The sequence below is a fragment of the Streptomyces sp. NPDC002044 genome (assembly GCF_040296725.1).
Lineage (GTDB): Bacteria > Actinomycetota > Actinomycetes > Streptomycetales > Streptomycetaceae > Streptomyces > Streptomyces antarcticus.
The window spans coordinates 61,897-77,190 of record NZ_JBEOXU010000006.1 but is presented as its reverse complement, the minus strand read 5'-3'; the positions used below and the strand labels follow the sequence as shown (position 1 = coordinate 77,190).

The window sequence follows — 15,294 nt, the reverse complement described above, 5'->3', positions numbered from 1 at the left end:
AGCCGGATGTGGCCGGGCGAGGCTGAAAGCGGAAGGCCCGGTCCCCTGAGGGGGCCGGGCCTTCCGTATCGCTGAGCCGCGCAGTGGCTAGGCCTCGAAGACCTCGTTCAGCAGCAGCTGCTGCTCCGCCTGGTGCCGCTTGGCCGAGCCCACCGCCGGGGACGAGCCGTGCGGGCGGGAGATGCGCCGCAGGCGCTCGCCCGCCGGGACGTCCGCGCCGACCGCCAGGTCGAGGTGGTCGATCAGGTTCAGCGCGATGAACGGCCACGCACCCTGGTTCGCCGGCTCCTCCTGCGCCCAGATGTACTTCGCCGCGTTCGGGAACTTGGCGATCTCCGCCTGGAGCTCCGCACCCGCCAGCGGGTACAGCCGCTCGATGCGGACGATCGCCGTGTCCGTGATGCCGCGCTTCTCCCGCTCGGCCTCCAGGTCGTAGTAGACCTTGCCGGCGCAGAAGACGACCTTGCGCACCGCGTTCGGGTCGACGGTGGCGTCACCGATGACCGGACGGAACGAACCGGTCGTGAACTCCTCCGCCTTCGACGCCGCCGCCTTCAGACGCAGCATCGACTTCGGGGTGAAGACGATGAGCGGCTTGTGGTGCGGGTTGTGGACCTGCCAGCGCAGCAGGTGGAAGTAGTTCGACGGCAGGGTCGGCATCGCGACCGTCATGTTGTCCTGCGCGCACATCTGGAGGAAGCGCTCGGGACGCGCGGACGAGTGGTCCGGGCCCTGGCCCTCGTAGCCGTGCGGCAGCAGCAGCGTGACGCCGGACGTCTGGCCCCACTTCTGCTCGGCCGAGGAGATGAACTCGTCGACGACGGTCTGCGCGCCGTTGACGAAGTCACCGAACTGGGCCTCCCAGAGGACCAGCGCCTCGGGGCGGGCCAGCGAGTAGCCGTACTCGAAGCCCATGGCCGCGTACTCGGAGAGCAGCGAGTCGTAGACGTTGTAGCGCGCCTGGTCGTCCGCCAGGTACTGCAGCGGGGTGTAGTCCTCGCCGGTCTCCCGGTCGATCAGGACCGCGTGGCGCTGGCCGAACGTGCCGCGGCGGGAGTCCTGGCCGGACAGCCGGACCGGAGTGCCCTCCATCAGCAGCGAACCGAAGGCCAGGGTCTCGCCCATGCCCCAGTCGATGGTCCCCTCGTCGATCATCGACGCGCGGCGCTGCAGCTGCGGCAGCAGACGCGGGTGCACGGTGACGTGCTCCGGGATGTTGACCTGCGACTCGGCGATCCGCTTGACCGCCTCCTGCGAGATCGCGGTGTTCACGACCACCGGGAACTGCGGCTGCACCACCGGGGCCGGCGCGCTGAGCGCGGGCTGCGTGGCGGCCTCGCGGACCTCCGCGAAGACCTTCTCCAGCTGGCCCTGGAAGTCCTGGAGCGCCTGCTCGGCCTCTTCCAGGGTGATGTCGCCGCGACCGATGAGGGACTCGGTGTACAGCTTGCGCACCGAGCGCTTCTTGTCGATCAGGTCGTACATCAGCGGCTGCGTGAACGCCGGGTTGTCGGACTCGTTGTGCCCGCGGCGGCGGTAGCAGATGAGGTCGATGACCACGTCCTTGTTGAACGCCTGACGGAACTCGAAGGCGAGCCGCGCGATGCGGACCACGGCCTCCGGGTCGTCGCCGTTCACGTGGAAGATCGGCGCCTCGATCATGCGGGCCACGTCGGTCGCGTACATCGAGGAACGCGAGGACTCCGGGGCGGCGGTGAAGCCGACCTGGTTGTTGATGACCACGTGCACGGTGCCGCCGGTGCGGTAGCCGCGCAGCTGCGACATGTTCAGCGTCTCGGCGACCACACCCTGGCCCGCGAAGGCCGCGTCGCCGTGCAGGGCGACGGGCAGGACCGTGAAGTCCGTGCCGCCCTTGTTGATGATGTCCTGCTTGGCGCGGACCACGCCCTCCAGGACCGGGTCCACCGCCTCCAGGTGCGAGGGGTTCGCGACGAGCGAGACCTTGATCTGCTCGCCGTCCAGGCCCGTGAACGTGCCGTTCGCGCCCAGGTGGTACTTGACGTCGCCGGAGCCGTGCATGGACTTCGGGTCGAGGTTGCCCTCGAACTCGCGGAAGATCTGCGCGTACGACTTGCCGACGATGTTCGCCAGCACGTTCAGGCGGCCGCGGTGGGCCATGCCGATCGCGACCTCTTCGAGGCGGGCCTCGGCGGCCGAGTCGATGACGGCGTCGAGCAGCGGGATGACGGACTCGCCGCCCTCCAGGGAGAACCGCTTCTGGCCGACGTACTTCGTCTGCAGGAAGGTCTCGAAGGCCTCGGCGGCGTTCAGCCGGCGCAGGATGCGCAGCTGCTCCTCACGCTCCGGCTTGGTGTGCGGACGCTCGATGCGGTCCTGGATCCAGCGGCGCTGCTTCGGGTCCTGGATGTGCATGAACTCGACGCCGGTGGTGCGGCAGTACGAGTCGCGCAGCACGCCGAGGATGTCGCGGAGCTTCATCATCGACTTGCCGGAGAAGCCGCCGACCGCGAACTCGCGCTCCAGGTCCCACAGGGTGAGGCCGTGCTCGGTGATGTCGAGGTCGGGGTGCTTGCGCTGCTTGTACTCCAACGGGTCGGTGTCGGCCATGACGTGGCCGCGGACCCGGTAGGAGTGGATCAGCTCGAAGACGCGGGCGGCCTTCGTGACGTCGTCGTCGTGCGAGGCGTCGATGTCCCGGTTCCAGCGGACCGGCTCGTACGGGATGCGCAGCGCCTCGAAGACGTCGTCGTAGAAGCCGTTCTCGCCGAGCAGCAGGTTCGCGACGATCCGCAGGAACTCGCCGGAGGCCGCGCCCTGGATGACCCGGTGGTCGTAGGTCGAGGTCAGGGTCATGACCTTGGAGATGCCCAGCTTGTTCAGGGTGTCCTGCGAGGTGCCCTGGAACTCGGCGGGGTAGTCCATGGAGCCGACGCCCATGATGACCGACTGTCCGGGCATCAGGCGGGGCACGGAGTGCACGGTGCCCAGGCCGCCGGGGTTGGTCAGCGAGACGGTGACGCCGGTGAAGTCGTCCATCGTCAGCTTGCCGACGCGGGCGCGGCGCACGATGTCCTCGTACGCCATCCAGAACTCGAAGAAGTTGAGCGTCTCGGCCTTCTTGATGCCGGCGACGACGAGCTGGCGGTCGCCGTTCGGCTTCACCAGGTCGATCGCCAGGCCGAAGTTGATGTGCTCCGGCTTGACCAGGGTCGGCTTGCCGTCCTTCTCCGTGAAGGAGTAGTTCATCGTCGGCATGGCCTTGATGGCCTGCACCATCGCGTAGCCGATGAGGTGGGTGAAGGAGATCTTCCCGCCCCGGGCGCGCTTCAGGTGGTTGTTGATGACGATGCGGTTGTCGAAGAGCAGCTTCACCGGGACGGCGCGGACGGACGTGGCCGTCGGCACCTCCAGGGAGGCGTTCATGTTCTTGACGACGGCGGCGGACGGGCCGCGGAGCGTCACCAGCTCGGGGCCCGCGGGGGCCTCGGCGGTGGGCGCGGCCGCCTTGGGGGCTGCGGCGGAAGGGGCGGCCGGAGCCGGAGCCGGGGAGGAGGGCGCGGCCGGTGCGGCGGCCGGGGCCTGGGAGGTGACAGTCACAGCAGGGGCACCAGAGGGGGTGGCAGGAGCAGGGGCAGGAGCTGGCACGGCCGTGGGCGCGGGGGCTGAGGTCGGCGCGGCGGCGGCGGGCGCCGCCCCCGTGGCGGCGTCGGCGGCCCGCGGGGCCGCGGCGACGGCGGGGGCGGCCTGTGCGGAGGCGCCGTCCGTCGTCGGGGAACTCTTCGGCTCTTCGGCCTTCACGGGCGCGACGGCGCCCCCGGGCTTGTAGTCCGCGAAGAAGTCCCACCAGGCCCGGTCGACCGAGTTCGGGTCCTGGAGGTACTGCTGATAGATCTCGTCGACGAGCCACTCATTGGCACCGAAGCTCGTGGCAGGGGTCTTCCCGCCCTCTGCTGCTTCGGTCGTGGTGCTCGAGTTACTGGGGGACTGTGGCGACACGGCGGCAACCGCCCTCTTCCGCTTCACAAGGTATGGACAGCGGGAATAAAGGCTACGCCTCCTGGGGGGCGACATGCAGACCGGGCGGGACATCCGTCGCGTAGGTCACATCGAACGGCGGGTTTCGCCGCCCTGAATGGCGGGAAACAAGCGTGGTTCGGGTAGGGGGCACCCAGGTTGCGGCCCCCATGGCTTCGCACCCCTGACGGACCCCGGCTGGATGTGGCCGAGATCATGTCCTTCCCACTCGAACCCTACGTCAACACGGCGCCTGCGAGCTGCCCGGAAGCGTGACGAGGATGCGGCATCCCCGTGACGATTCGGCCACTCCGATGCGCCCGCCGTGCAGTTCCACGGCCCATCGGGCGATGGCCAGGCCCAGCCCGGTCCCGCCGTCGCCGCCCCGGGCACTGCCCCGGTTGAACCGCTCGAAGACCCGGTGGCGCTCCGCCTCCGGGATGCCCGGGCCCTCGTCCCGCACCTCCAGCGCCAGGCTCCCGGGCGCGTCACCGGCGCGGGCGCGGACCGTGACCCGGCCGTGGGCGGGGCTGTGCTTGACCGCGTTGTCGATCAGGTTCGCCACCACCTGGTGCAGCCGCTCGGCGTCCGCGTACGCCGCCAGCTCGGACGGGAAGACGTCCAGGTGCAGGTGCACGTCGTTGCGGGTGTGCCCGCCGGAGCCGGAGGACAGGCCCGGCCGGCCGGCCGCCGCCAGCCCGGACTCCTTCAGCACCCCCGACAGGTACGGCCACACCTCGAAGCGGCGGGCCCGCAGCGGCACCACCCCGTTGTCCACCCGGGACAGGTCCAGCAGGGTCTCCACCAGCCGGCCCAGGCGCTCGGTCTGCTTCAGGGCCGTCCGCATGGTCTCCGGGTCGGCCGCCGAGACCCCGTCCACCACGTTCTCCAGCACCGCCCGCAGCGCCGCGATGGGCGTGCGCAGCTCGTGCGAGACGTTGGCTACGAGCTCCTTGCGGTGCCGGTCCACGGCCTCCAGGTCGTCGGCCATCAGGTTGATCGTGGAGGCCAGGTCGCCCAGTTCGTCGCGGCGGCCCGCCCCGCGGACCCGGCGCGTGTAATCGCCGCGGGAGATGGCCCGGGCCACCGTCGTCATGTCGTCGAGCGGCGCCGTCAGGCTGTGCGCCACGAACTGGGTGATCAGCATCGAGGCGATCACCGAGAAGACCGTGATGAACCGCAGTTCCGTGTCGGTGCGCAGCGCCACCATCAGCAGGCCCGTGGTGATGAACACCGAGACCACCACGAGGGTGCCCAGCTTCGTCTTGATGGAGAAGGGCGAGAAGGGCCGCAGCCCCCCGGCGGGACGCGGGCGCGGCCGCTGCCTCGCACGCTGCCGCGGCCTCCCGGGCGGGGCGCTCACGCCTGCGCCGGGGTCTCCAGGGCGTACCCGACGCCGTGGACCGTACGGATGCGCTCCGCGCCGATCTTGCGGCGCAGGGCCTTGATGTGGCTGTCGACCGTACGGGTCCCGGACGCGTCGGCCCAGTCCCACACCTCCGCCAGCAGCTGCTCCCGCGAGAGCACCGCGCGCGGGGTGCCGGCCAGGCACACCAGCAGGTCGAACTCGGTCGGCGTCAGGTGCACGTCCTCGGCCTGCACCCGGACCCGGCGCTGCGCGTGGTCGATCTCCAGGTCGCCCAGCCGCAGCGTGGCCCCGCGCGGGGCGTGCGCGGCGAGGGTGGCGCGTTCCACGCGGCGCAGCAGGACGTGGACGCGGGCGGCGAGCTCGCGCATCGAGAACGGCTTGGTCATGTAGTCGTCCGCGCCGACCCCGAGACCGACCAGCAGGTCCGTCTCGTCGTCCCGGGCGGTGAGCATCAGGACCGGGACCGGCCGCTGGGCCTGGACCCGCCGGCAGACCTCCAGCCCGTCGAAGCCGGGCAGCATGATGTCCAAGACCAGCAGCTCGGGCAGCCAGCTCTCGGCCGCGGCGACGGCCGCCGGGCCGTCCGCGGCCGTCTGCACCTGGAAGCCCTCGGCCCGGAGCCGGGCCGCGATGGCCTCGGCGATGGTGCGGTCGTCCTCGACGACGAGCACGCGCCGCTGGGCGCCGGGTGTCGCCGATGCGCCGTTGTGCGTGGTGTGCGTCTGTTCCATGTCCCGGTCCCGCCCCGTGAAGATCTGCGTGGTGGGGTGCAGCGTAGAGGAGCCACCGGCCTGCGGCTATGCGGGGTTCGGACAGGGCATTTGTGCGGAAAGAGCTGGTCGGAGGGGGAATGTGCCGGGTGCGTCCGCCCTCGCGGGACCGGCCCGTGGACGGCTGCGTTCCGGTTGTTCCGGTGGTGGCGGGCGGCGCCCGGGCGGGCCGGACCTTCCGTCAGTTCGCGCTGAACGGGGGCAGCGCTTCCAGCACCCTGGCGAGGGCCGGGGGCTCGGCCCCCTGCTCGGCGGCCACCTCGTGACCCCCGTGCGCGACCGTGAAGGCGAACCCGTCGTAGACCGTGGTCGCGTTCTTCGAGAACCTCGGCAGCCGGGCGAAGTCCGCCTCGCGGAGCGCGGCGGTCAGGGCGGCGAGCCGGTCCGGAGCCAGCCGTCCGGAGCCTTCCGGGTTCGCCCGGGCGTCCACCCGGGTCCAGGATCCGTCGCCCTTGACGACCAGGGTGTGGGCCTGGCCGGCGAAACCGCCGGACCGCGTGGCCCGTACCAGGGTCTCCGAGGCGGTGACGGTACGGCTGGGGGCCGGCGCGGTGCCGGAGCTCGCGGCCGGGCCGGGCGTGGCACCGCCCGGGGAGGGGGCCGCGGAACCGGTCGGCGGACCGGTCGCGGCGGTCGGCGAACCGGGCCCGCCGGAGGGGGAGCCGGGCGCGGCCGGTCCGGAGGGACCGCACGCGCCCAGGACCATCGCGCCCAGCAGCGCGGCGGCCGCCGCCGGCACCGTTCGTCGTGCTCGCATGCCCCACCTCCGCGGGAACTCGGGCCGAACCCCGAGTATGGAGTCCCCGCACCCGATCCGACAGCTCCCGGAGGCCGCCATCCGCCGCATCGCGCCCTGGCGCGTCGTGCCCGCGCTGACCGCCCTGCTCCTCGGCCTCTGGGGCCTGGAGCGCGGCGGCGGCCTGTGGCGCGACGAGTCCGTCACCTGGCAGGTGGCCCACCGGCCGCTGGGCGGGCTCTGGGAGCTGCTGGGCCAGGTGGACGCCGTCCACGGGCTGTACTACCTGCTGATGCACGGGGTCTTCCTCGCCTGGGACGGCGGCCTGTGGGCCCTGCGGCTGCCGTCCGTCGCCGCCACCGCCCTCGCGGCCGCCGGGGTGGCCGCGCTCGCCCGGCGGCTCGCGGGGGAGCGGGCGGCGCTGATCGCCGGAGTGGTGTACGCGGCGCTCCCGCCGGTGCAGATGTACGCGCAGGAGGGGCGCTCGTACGCCCTGGTCGCGGCCGCGGTGGTGTGGGCGACGTACCTGATGCTGGGCCGGCGCTGGACGGCCTACGCGGCGGTGCTGCTGACCGGCTGCTGGCTGCACGAGTTCGCGCTCCTGGCGCTGCCCGCCCACGCCGTCACCGCCTGGCGCTCGCGCGGCTGGCGGCTGGCCGCCGGCGCCGTCGTGGTCCTGCTGCTGCCGCTGGCGCTGGTCAGCGCACGGCAGGCGGAGCAGCAGCTCGGCTGGCTCGGGCGGCCCACCTGGCAGGACTGGACGGCGTACGGGGTGCTCGCGGTCGCGGTGCTGCTGCTGGCCCGCGGCGCCGCGGAGCGGGACCTCGTACGGGTGGCCGTGCCGCTGGCGCTGCTGCCGCCGGGGGTGCTGATGGCGGTGTCCCTGGTGCACCCCTGGTACGTCGACCGGTACGTGCTCTACTCCCTGGCCGGGCTCGCCCTGCTGGCCGGCGCCCGGCTGGCGCCGGTCCGGTGGGGGGCCGTGCGGGGCCGGTGGCCCTGGGCGGCGGCCGCCGCGCTCCTGGTGCCGTGCGCGCTCTGGTCGGCGTGGCTGCGGACCCCCGAGAGCCGCAAGGACGACGCCCGTGCGGTGGCCGCGGCCGTCCGCGAGGCGGCCCGGCCGGGCGACGCGGTGGTGTTCCTCCCGTCGCGGCGCCGGGAATGGCTGCTCTCCTCGCCGGGGACGTACGCGGGACTGCGCGACGTGGCCCTGGACCGCACCCCGGCGGCCTCGCGCAGCCTCCAGGGCACCGAACTGCCCTCGGTGGAGATCCGCGAGGCGCTCATCGCGTCGCCCCGGGTGATCGTGCTGCTGGACCCGGCCGGGGAGCCGGTGGACCCGTACCCGCGGGAGGCGGTGAAGCGGCAGACCCTGGCCGCCTGGTTCGACCTGTGCTCGGTCACCCCGGTCCGGGGCGCCCGCGTCGCGGTGTACGCGGCTCCGGGCACCTGCGAGCCCTGACGGCGCGGCGCGGCGGGGCGGGGGGCGCGGCGGGGGGTTAGCCCCACCCCGAGTGCGGGTACCGGCACCATCGGCCCGGGGCGCACCGGCGCCGACGATGGGGGCATGCCCCTTCACACCCCGTCAGTTCGCCTCGTCCCCATCGCGGTCGCCGTCCTCGGCGCGGCGCTCCTGCTCGCCGGATGCACCTTCGGAGAGGCGGTCCGTACGTCGGTCGCCGCCGACGCCACGGTCACCGAGGCCGTGACGGCGGTCCGGCTGACCGGGGTCCGGTCCGGTTCGGTCGAGGTCACGACCGGGACGGGGCCCGGGGTCGCCGTGCGGCGCACCCTCCACTACCGCGGGGCGGCCGCCCCGGAGGTCGGCCAGCGGGTGACCGGCGGCGTCCTGACCTTCACCTCCGGCTGCTCGCGCGACTGCTCCGTCGACTACCGCCTGGAGGTACCGGCCTCGGCCGCGGTCACGATCGAGGGCAGCAGCGGCCGCGTCACGGTGACGGGTGTGGCCGCCGCCGACGTCGAGTCCGTCTCGGGGGACGTGCGCGCCGACGCGATCACCGGCCCGCTGAAGGTCCGTACGTCCTCGGGCGACATCACCGCCGGCGGGCTGGCCGGGCCGAGCGCCGAGGTCCGCTCGGTCACCGGCGACGCCCGCCTGGACTTCGCCCGGGCCCCGGGCTCGGTCAGCGCCGAGAGCACCTCGGGCAACGTCGCCCTCACGGTCCCCGCCGGTCCCTACCGGGTCGCGGTGTCGACCACCTCGGGCGACCGCGACGTCACCGTTCCCGACGACCCCTCGGCCACCGCCGGCCTCGCGGCGAGGACCACCTCGGGCGACGTCCGCGTCCGCCACACCCCCTGACCATCCGGCCCGGGGGTGTCACACCTCCCGGCCGGCCCCCGGCGTGGCCACGGGCAGGAGCAGCGGGCGCTTCGCCGACCGGCCGTCGCCGCTGGAGCGGCCGCGCAGGCGGCGCACGGCCCAGGGGCCCAGGAACCCGGCCGCCCAGCGCAGTTCGGCCGCCACGGCCGCCGGGGCGCCGGGGAGCGCCCGGTCCGGCAGCGGGTGCGTCCAGGCGTCGCTGCTGCCGGGCACGCCCAGCGCGTGGGCGGCGGCCGCGGCGATCCGCTCGTGGCCCAGCGGACCGGCGTGCAGCCGGTCGGCCGTCCACAGCCGCGGGTCGGTGCTGACGGCGTACCCGCCGGTCTCGACGACCGTCACCCCGTGCCGGGCCGCCGCGGCGCGGACGCGGGCGTTGAGGTCGGCCACGCGGGGCGCGAGCGGGCGGGCCATGGGCGCGATCCGGCCGATGTCGGGGAAGGCGAGGGTGGCCACGCGGGCCCCGGAGGCCGTGAGCGCGGCGAACACCGCCTCCAGGTCCGCGGTCACCGCGGCCGGGTCGAACCGGGGCCGGAGCAGGTCGTTGAACCCGGCGACGACGGTGGCCAGACCGGGCCGCAGGGCCAGGGCGGGTGCCAGCTGCTCGGCGCGGACCTGCTTGGCGAGGCGCCCGCGCACCGCGAGGTTCGCGTACCGCAGCCCGGGTTCGGCGGCGGCGAGGTGCTCCGCGAGCCGGTCGGCCCAGCCGCGCAGGCCGGCGGTCTCGTCGCCGTCTCCGACCCCTTCGGTCTGGCTGTCGCCGAGGGCCACGTAGCGCCCGAATCCGGGGTACTCAGTGCTCGGCACCGGGCACCTGCCGCTCCCGCAGGACCGCCGCGGTGCTCCGGCACCAGTCCCGGTGCTCCTCCTCGAAGGCCAGGCCGCGCCGACAGGTCAGGTACGGGCCGATCGGCCGGCCGCGGCGCAGGAACTCCTCCTCGTCCGCGTCGCCGCGCAGCCGGACCAGCAGCTTGGAGAGCAGCTCGATCTTGGCCTCGGCGGCCGCCGCGCGCGCGTCCAGCTGCTCGATCACCGGCCCCGTCCCGAGACGGTCGACGGCCTGGACCTTGACCAGCAGGTCGTCGCGGATGAAGGAGGGCTTCGAGGGGACCGCCGCGAACCGCTCCAGCTCGGCGAGGCCCGTGCCGGTGACGCGGAACAGCCGCTTGTTGGGCCGGGACTCCTGGACCACCTGCCGGCCGACGACCATGCCCTCGGCCTCCAGCCTGGCCAGCTCGGCGTACAGCTGCTGGGGCTGGGCGTGCCAGAAGTTCGCGACGCCGAGGCCGAACTCCTTGGCCAGTTCGTACCCGCTGAAGTCGCCACCCAGCAGAGCCGCCAGTACGGCGTGTCTCAAAGCCACCGCGGCGCCCCCTTCCGCTCTCTCGTCCGGACCCGCATCCTACTCATGAACAAGACTAGTCATGTTTTTGAGTATCTGGAGGGTCCATGGAAACCGCCGCACGCTTCCGCGCCGCCGTCGAGACGCGCGACCTCGCCGCGCTGACGGAGCTGTTCACCGAGGACGTCCGCCTGTACAGCCCGGTGAAGTTCACCCCCTTCGAAGGGCGGTCCGCGGTCCTCGGGCTCCTCGGCGTGCTGCTGCGCACCTTCGAGGACTTCCGCTACGTCGGCCGCCTCGACGGCGCGGCCGAGACGACCTCCGACGGCAAGGAGGCGCCGTCGCAGATCCTGATCTTCCGGGCCACGGTCGAGGGCAAGGAGATCCACGGCATGGACCTGTTCCAGTTCGACGCCGCGGGCCTGATCAAGGAGCTGACGGTGATGGTGCGCCCCCTGTCGGCCGTCCAGACCCTCGGCGCGGCGGTCCTGAAGGGACTCCAGGCCGACGGCCCGGTCCCCGGCCCCGCGAGCTGACCGCCCTCGTTCCCCCGGCCGGCCCGGCACCGGCCGTCACCTCGGGTGACATCCCGTTCGCCCGAGGCGAACGGGATGGGGGGAACATTGCGGGGCTCACGTGCATTGAGTCGGCATAGCTCAACTTCACTGCCGGAGGGAAGATCATGGCTTCGACGTCCGAAACGCTCACCCTGCCCGTACTGCCGCTCGACGACGAGGTCGTACTGCCAGCGATGGTCGTTCCGCTGGACCTGTCCGACGCCGAGGTGCGGGGAGCCGTGGAAGCGGCCCAGGCCGCGGCGGGCGGGGGGAAGCCCCGGGTGCTGCTCGTGCCGCGGATCGACGGGACGTACGCGGGGACCGGGGTGCTCGGGACCGTCGAGCAGGTGGGACGGCTCTCCGACGGCGACCCCGGGGCGCTCATCCGCGGCCGCGAGCGGGTCCGCATCGGGGCCGGGACCACCGGGCCGGGGGCGGCGCTCTGGGTCGAGGGCGAGACCGTCGGCGAGGACGTGCCCGAGCCGCTGCCCGGGCACGTCGCCGAGCTCGTCAAGGAGTACAAGGCCCTCGCCACGAGCTGGCTCAGGAAGCGCGGGGCCTGGCAGGTCGTGGACCGGGTCCAGCAGATCGAGGGCGTCTCCGCCCTCGCGGACAATTCCGGCTACTCGCCCTTCCTGACCCTGGCCCAGAAGGTGGAACTGCTGGAGACGGCCGACCCCGTCGCCCGCCTCCGCCTCGCCGTCAGGACGCTCGGCGACCACCTCGCCGAGCAGGACGTCGCCGAGTCCATCGCCAAGGACGTCCAGGACGGGGTCGACAAGCAGCAGCGCGAGTTCCTGCTCCGGCGCCAGCTGGAAGCCGTGCGCAAGGAACTGCGCGAGCTGAACGGCGAGGAGGACGGGGCCGAGTCCGACGACTACCGTGCCCGCGTCGAGGCCGCCGACCTCCCCGGGAAGGTCCGCGAGGCCGCGCTCAAGGAGGTCGAGAAGCTGGAGCGGGCCAGCGACCAGAGCCCCGAGGGCTCCTGGATCCGCACCTGGCTGGACACCGTCCTCGAACTGCCCTGGAACGAGCGGACCGAGGACCGGTACGACATCCGCGGCGCCCGCGCCGTCCTCGACGCCGAGCACGCCGGGCTGAGCGACGTGAAGGACCGCATCACCGAGTACCTGGCCGTCCGCAAGCGGCGCGGCGAGCGCGGCATGGGCGTCGTCGGCGGCCGGCGCGGCGGCGCCGTGCTCGCCCTCGTCGGCCCGCCCGGCGTCGGCAAGACCTCCCTCGGGGAGTCCGTCGCGCACGCCATGGGCCGCACGTTCGTCCGGGTAGCGCTCGGCGGCGTACGGGACGAGGCGGAGGTGCGCGGGCACCGCCGGACCTACGTCGGCGCCCTGCCGGGCCGGATCGTACGGGCCATCAAGGAGGCCGGCTCGATGAACCCGGTGATCCTCCTCGACGAGATCGACAAGGTCGGCTCCGACTTCCGCGGCGACCCCGCGGCCGCCCTGCTGGAGGTCCTGGACCCCGCCCAGAACCACACGTTCCGCGACCACTACCTGGAGGTCGAGCTCGACCTCAGCGACGTGGTCTTCCTCGCCACCGCCAACGCCCTGGAGTCCATCCCGGAGGCCCTGGCCGACCGGATGGAACTCGTACGGCTCGACGGGTACACCGAGGACGAGAAGGTCGTCATCGCCCGCGACCACCTCCTCCCGCGCCAGCTGGAGCGGGCCGGGCTCGCCGCCGACGAGGTGGTCCTGGAGGAGGACGCGCTGCGCAGGCTCGCCGGGGAGTACACCCGCGAGGCGGGCGTGCGCACCCTGGAGCGGTCCCTCGCCCGGCTGCTGCGCAAGGTGGCCTCCCAGCACGAGCTGGGGGAGCGCGAACTGCCCTTCAGCATCGGCGCCGGCGATCTGCGCGGGCTGATCGGGCGCCCGCACCACGTACCGGAGTCCGCCCAGGACCCGTCCGAGCGGCGCACCGCCGTCCCCGGCGTGGCCACCGGCCTGGCGGTCACCGGCGCCGGCGGGGACGTGCTGTTCGTGGAAGCCTCGCTCGCCGACCCCGAGACGGGGGCCGCCGGGCTCACGCTCACCGGCCAGCTCGGCGACGTCATGAAGGAGTCGGCGCAGATCGCGCTCAGCTTCCTGCGCTCGCACGGCGCGGAACTGGAACTCCCGGTGGCCGACCTGAAGGACCGGGGCGTGCACATCCACTTCCCGGCGGGCGCGGTGCCCAAGGACGGGCCGAGCGCGGGCATCACCATGACGGCGGCGCTCGCCTCGCTGCTCTCCGGACGCCAGGTGCGCACCGACGTGGCGATGACCGGCGAGGTCTCGCTGACCGGGCGGGTGCTGCCGATCGGCGGGGTCAAGCAGAAGCTGCTGGCCGCGCACCGGGCCGGGCTGACCACGGTGATCATCCCGAAGCGGAACGAGGCGGACCTGGACGACGTTCCGGCGGAGGTGCTGGAAGGGCTGGAGGTGCACCCGGTGACGGACGTACGGCAGGTCCTGGAGATCGCCCTGGCCGGGGCGGCCGCCCCGGCGGTACCCGTCACGGCGGTCGCCTGACCGGTTGCCTGACCGGCGCCGCCTGACCGGCGCCGCCCGGACGGCCCGGGGTCCCGCTGCGGCGGGGCCCCGGGCCGCCGGTGCGTCCGCTGCGAAATACTGGGCGCCCACCCCACCAGCGAAGGAGCGGTACGTGCACGGGAGAGAAGACCAGGAGTTCCTTGCCCTGGAGCGGGAGCTGTCCGTCTTCCTCCGGCGGGCCCGGGCCTCCTCCGGGGAGATGGCCCGCGAGCTCCACCCGGAACTGGAACCCGCCGCGTACGGGCTCCTCACCCGTCTGGAGGCCGCCGGCCGCCAGCGGGCCACCGAACTCGCCGCGTACTTCGGCGTCGGCAAGGCCACCATGAGCCGGCAGCTGCGGGCCCTGGAGGTGCTGGGTCTGGTGGCCCGCGAACCCGATCCCGCCGACGGGCGGGCCTTCCTGGTCGGCCTCACGGACGAGGGCCGCGAGCGCTTCCTGCGGGTGCGCGACGCCCGGCGCGAGCAGTACATGCGCAAGCTCGCCGACTGGGACCGCGGCGAGGTGGCGGAACTGGCCCGCCTGCTGAACCAGTTGAACACGGGAGCCGAATAGCACCCCGGGCCCTCCCGCCGGGGCCCTCCCGCCGGTGGTCCTCCCGCCGGGGGCCGCGCGGTACCTTCCGCCCCGCGCCTACAGCTCCGCGTACGCCGCCGAGGCGTCGTCGTGGCGCTTGTGGCGGGTCCGCGGACGCGCCGGGTCGGACTCGATGGTGCGGACCCGGGCGATCAGGCCCTGCGCGCCCTCCTTCCGCAGGACCGCCAGGCACTGCGCCCAGTCGCCCTCCCCGAACGTGTCCGTCCACCGGCTCGCCCCGTCCGTCAGCGCGGCCACCGCCCGGACCTCGCCGCGCGGGGTGCGCCCCGTCACCGCGCGGGCCGCCACCGCCGGGTCCGCCGCCGCCGTGAAGAAGCCGCCCTCGGCGTTCCGCAGCGCGTCCGTCGCGGTCACCGAGCGCAGCACCTCCCGCGGGACCCGGTCCAGCCGGTCGTCGAGCACCGCCGTCACCTCGCCGCCGGGCGCCTGGAGGAGCAGGACGGAGTCCGAGAGCACCAGGTGCTCCACGTACGCCGCGTCCCACCGGACGACGACCACCGTCGCCTGGGGCGTCCGTACGTGAGAAAGGTCACAGGCGTCGCCGTGCGCCCCGGCCGTGGCGCGGACGGCCTCCGCCAGGATCCGGTCCAGGGGCAGGTCCGGCCGCGATCCGGACAGTTCGGTCAACCGGCCGCCGAGCCGCGCCGCGAACCACGGCACCCCGTGCACGCACCCGTCCCCGTCCCGCGGCGGGGTGACTCCGTCCAGGGCCACCAGAACGCCCCCGCCCGCGGCGGGCATCGCGGCCGACAGCCAGTCCTCATTGGGGCGTTCCGGGTCGCCGGGGGCCGAGGCGAGGTCGATGCGCATGAGGACATACTGCCCCTCTGCGACCAGGGGCGCACGGCCAGGTCCGTACCCGTTCCGGGGCGGGCGGACGGGCCGCCGGGGCGCCGCCGCGGGGGCCGGCCGGCCTCGCTGAGCGGCGGCGGCGGACCTGTGGGCGGGCATACTGCCAAAGCCTCCGTCGATCTTTCAACCGCCTGTCCACGGACGCGCTCTGACACCGGGTGCCCGAGTTGGTCGCCAACTCATC

Annotated in this window: 12 protein-coding genes; 5 read left to right on the top strand and 7 right to left on the bottom strand. The window is 73.7% G+C overall.

Annotated features, from left to right (window positions below; genetic code table 11):
* Positions 1-87 precede the first annotated feature (87 nt).
* From ABT106_RS03155 to ABT106_RS03140, 4 genes are all read right to left on the bottom strand, one after another.
* Positions 88-3,978 (bottom strand): multifunctional oxoglutarate decarboxylase/oxoglutarate dehydrogenase thiamine pyrophosphate-binding subunit/dihydrolipoyllysine-residue succinyltransferase subunit, encoded by a 3,891-nt coding sequence (locus ABT106_RS03155; protein ID WP_351271442.1) that lies wholly within the window; start codon positions 3,976-3,978, stop codon positions 88-90.
* Between the two features lie 259 nt (positions 3,979-4,237).
* Entirely contained in the window at positions 4,238-5,359 is a 1,122-nt protein-coding gene (locus tag ABT106_RS03150) for a HAMP domain-containing sensor histidine kinase (RefSeq protein WP_502979182.1), read from the bottom strand.
* The gene (locus ABT106_RS03145; protein ID WP_351271439.1) at positions 5,356-6,096 is read right to left on the bottom strand and encodes a response regulator transcription factor; all 741 of its coding nucleotides are present in this window, start codon (positions 6,094-6,096) and stop codon (positions 5,356-5,358) included. Before ABT106_RS03145 ends, ABT106_RS03150 begins: the two co-directional genes overlap by 4 nt.
* A 220-nt stretch (positions 6,097-6,316) precedes the next feature.
* A complete protein-coding gene (locus ABT106_RS03140; protein WP_351271436.1) occupies positions 6,317-6,892 on the bottom strand; it encodes a hypothetical protein in 576 nt (191 codons plus the stop codon).
* A 37-nt stretch (positions 6,893-6,929) separates the two neighbouring features.
* Here ABT106_RS03140 and ABT106_RS03135 point away from each other — a divergent pair, with 37 nt between their 5' ends.
* Together ABT106_RS03135 and ABT106_RS03130 are read left to right on the top strand one after the other, a co-directional pair.
* Complete coding sequence (locus tag ABT106_RS03135; protein ID WP_351271433.1) at positions 6,930-8,333, top strand: glycosyltransferase family protein; 1,404 nt, start codon at positions 6,930-6,932, stop codon at positions 8,331-8,333.
* 105 nt (positions 8,334-8,438) lie between these two features.
* Positions 8,439-9,194, top strand: coding sequence for a DUF4097 family beta strand repeat-containing protein (locus tag ABT106_RS03130; RefSeq protein WP_351271430.1), 756 nt, complete (start codon positions 8,439-8,441; stop codon positions 9,192-9,194).
* A gap of 18 nt (positions 9,195-9,212) precedes the next feature.
* On the opposite strand, the gene ABT106_RS03125 is transcribed toward ABT106_RS03130, so the two are convergent.
* Together ABT106_RS03125 and ABT106_RS03120 are read right to left on the bottom strand one after the other, a co-directional pair.
* Positions 9,213-10,019: an SGNH/GDSL hydrolase family protein gene (locus tag ABT106_RS03125; protein WP_351271427.1), complete on the bottom strand. Its 807-nt coding sequence runs from the start codon at positions 10,017-10,019 to the stop codon at positions 9,213-9,215.
* Positions 10,006-10,575 (bottom strand): PadR family transcriptional regulator, encoded by a 570-nt coding sequence (locus tag ABT106_RS03120; protein ID WP_351271425.1) that lies wholly within the window; start codon positions 10,573-10,575, stop codon positions 10,006-10,008. The genes ABT106_RS03125 and ABT106_RS03120 overlap by 14 nt, the downstream gene beginning before the upstream one ends.
* Positions 10,576-10,661: 86 nt before the next feature.
* Here ABT106_RS03120 and ABT106_RS03115 point away from each other — a divergent pair, with 86 nt between their 5' ends.
* From ABT106_RS03115 to ABT106_RS03105, 3 genes are all read left to right on the top strand, one after another.
* Positions 10,662-11,090: a nuclear transport factor 2 family protein gene (locus tag ABT106_RS03115; protein WP_351271422.1), complete on the top strand. Its 429-nt coding sequence runs from the start codon at positions 10,662-10,664 to the stop codon at positions 11,088-11,090.
* Positions 11,091-11,236: 146 nt separating this feature from the next.
* Positions 11,237-13,642 (top strand): endopeptidase La, encoded by a 2,406-nt coding sequence (gene lon / locus ABT106_RS03110; protein WP_351271419.1) that lies wholly within the window; start codon positions 11,237-11,239, stop codon positions 13,640-13,642.
* Positions 13,643-13,775: 133 nt separating this feature from the next.
* Entirely contained in the window at positions 13,776-14,216 is a 441-nt protein-coding gene (locus ABT106_RS03105; RefSeq protein ID WP_351271416.1) for a MarR family winged helix-turn-helix transcriptional regulator, read from the top strand.
* Positions 14,217-14,294: 78 nt separating this feature from the next.
* Here ABT106_RS03105 and ABT106_RS03100 read toward each other — a convergent pair whose 3' ends face one another.
* Positions 14,295-15,068 (bottom strand): hypothetical protein, encoded by a 774-nt coding sequence (locus tag ABT106_RS03100; protein WP_351271413.1) that lies wholly within the window; start codon positions 15,066-15,068, stop codon positions 14,295-14,297.
* Positions 15,069-15,294: the final 226 nt, after the last annotated feature.

Bases quoted from the DNA above. Each gene is read 5' to 3' on its own strand.
- lon (WP_351271419.1), top strand. From the start codon at position 11,237: ATGGCTTCGACGTCCGAAACGCTCACCCTGCCCGTACTGCCGCTCGAC.
- ABT106_RS03145 (WP_351271439.1), bottom strand. From the start codon at position 6,096: ATGGAACAGACGCACACCACGCACAACGGCGCATCGGCGACACCCGGC.
- ABT106_RS03140 (WP_351271436.1), bottom strand. From the start codon at position 6,892: ATGCGAGCACGACGAACGGTGCCGGCGGCGGCCGCCGCGCTGCTGGGC.
- ABT106_RS03100 (WP_351271413.1), bottom strand. From the start codon at position 15,068: ATGCGCATCGACCTCGCCTCGGCCCCCGGCGACCCGGAACGCCCCAAT.
- ABT106_RS03135 (WP_351271433.1), top strand. From the start codon at position 6,930: ATGGAGTCCCCGCACCCGATCCGACAGCTCCCGGAGGCCGCCATCCGC.
- ABT106_RS03115 (WP_351271422.1), top strand. From the start codon at position 10,662: ATGGAAACCGCCGCACGCTTCCGCGCCGCCGTCGAGACGCGCGACCTC.
- ABT106_RS03130 (WP_351271430.1), top strand. From the start codon at position 8,439: ATGCCCCTTCACACCCCGTCAGTTCGCCTCGTCCCCATCGCGGTCGCC.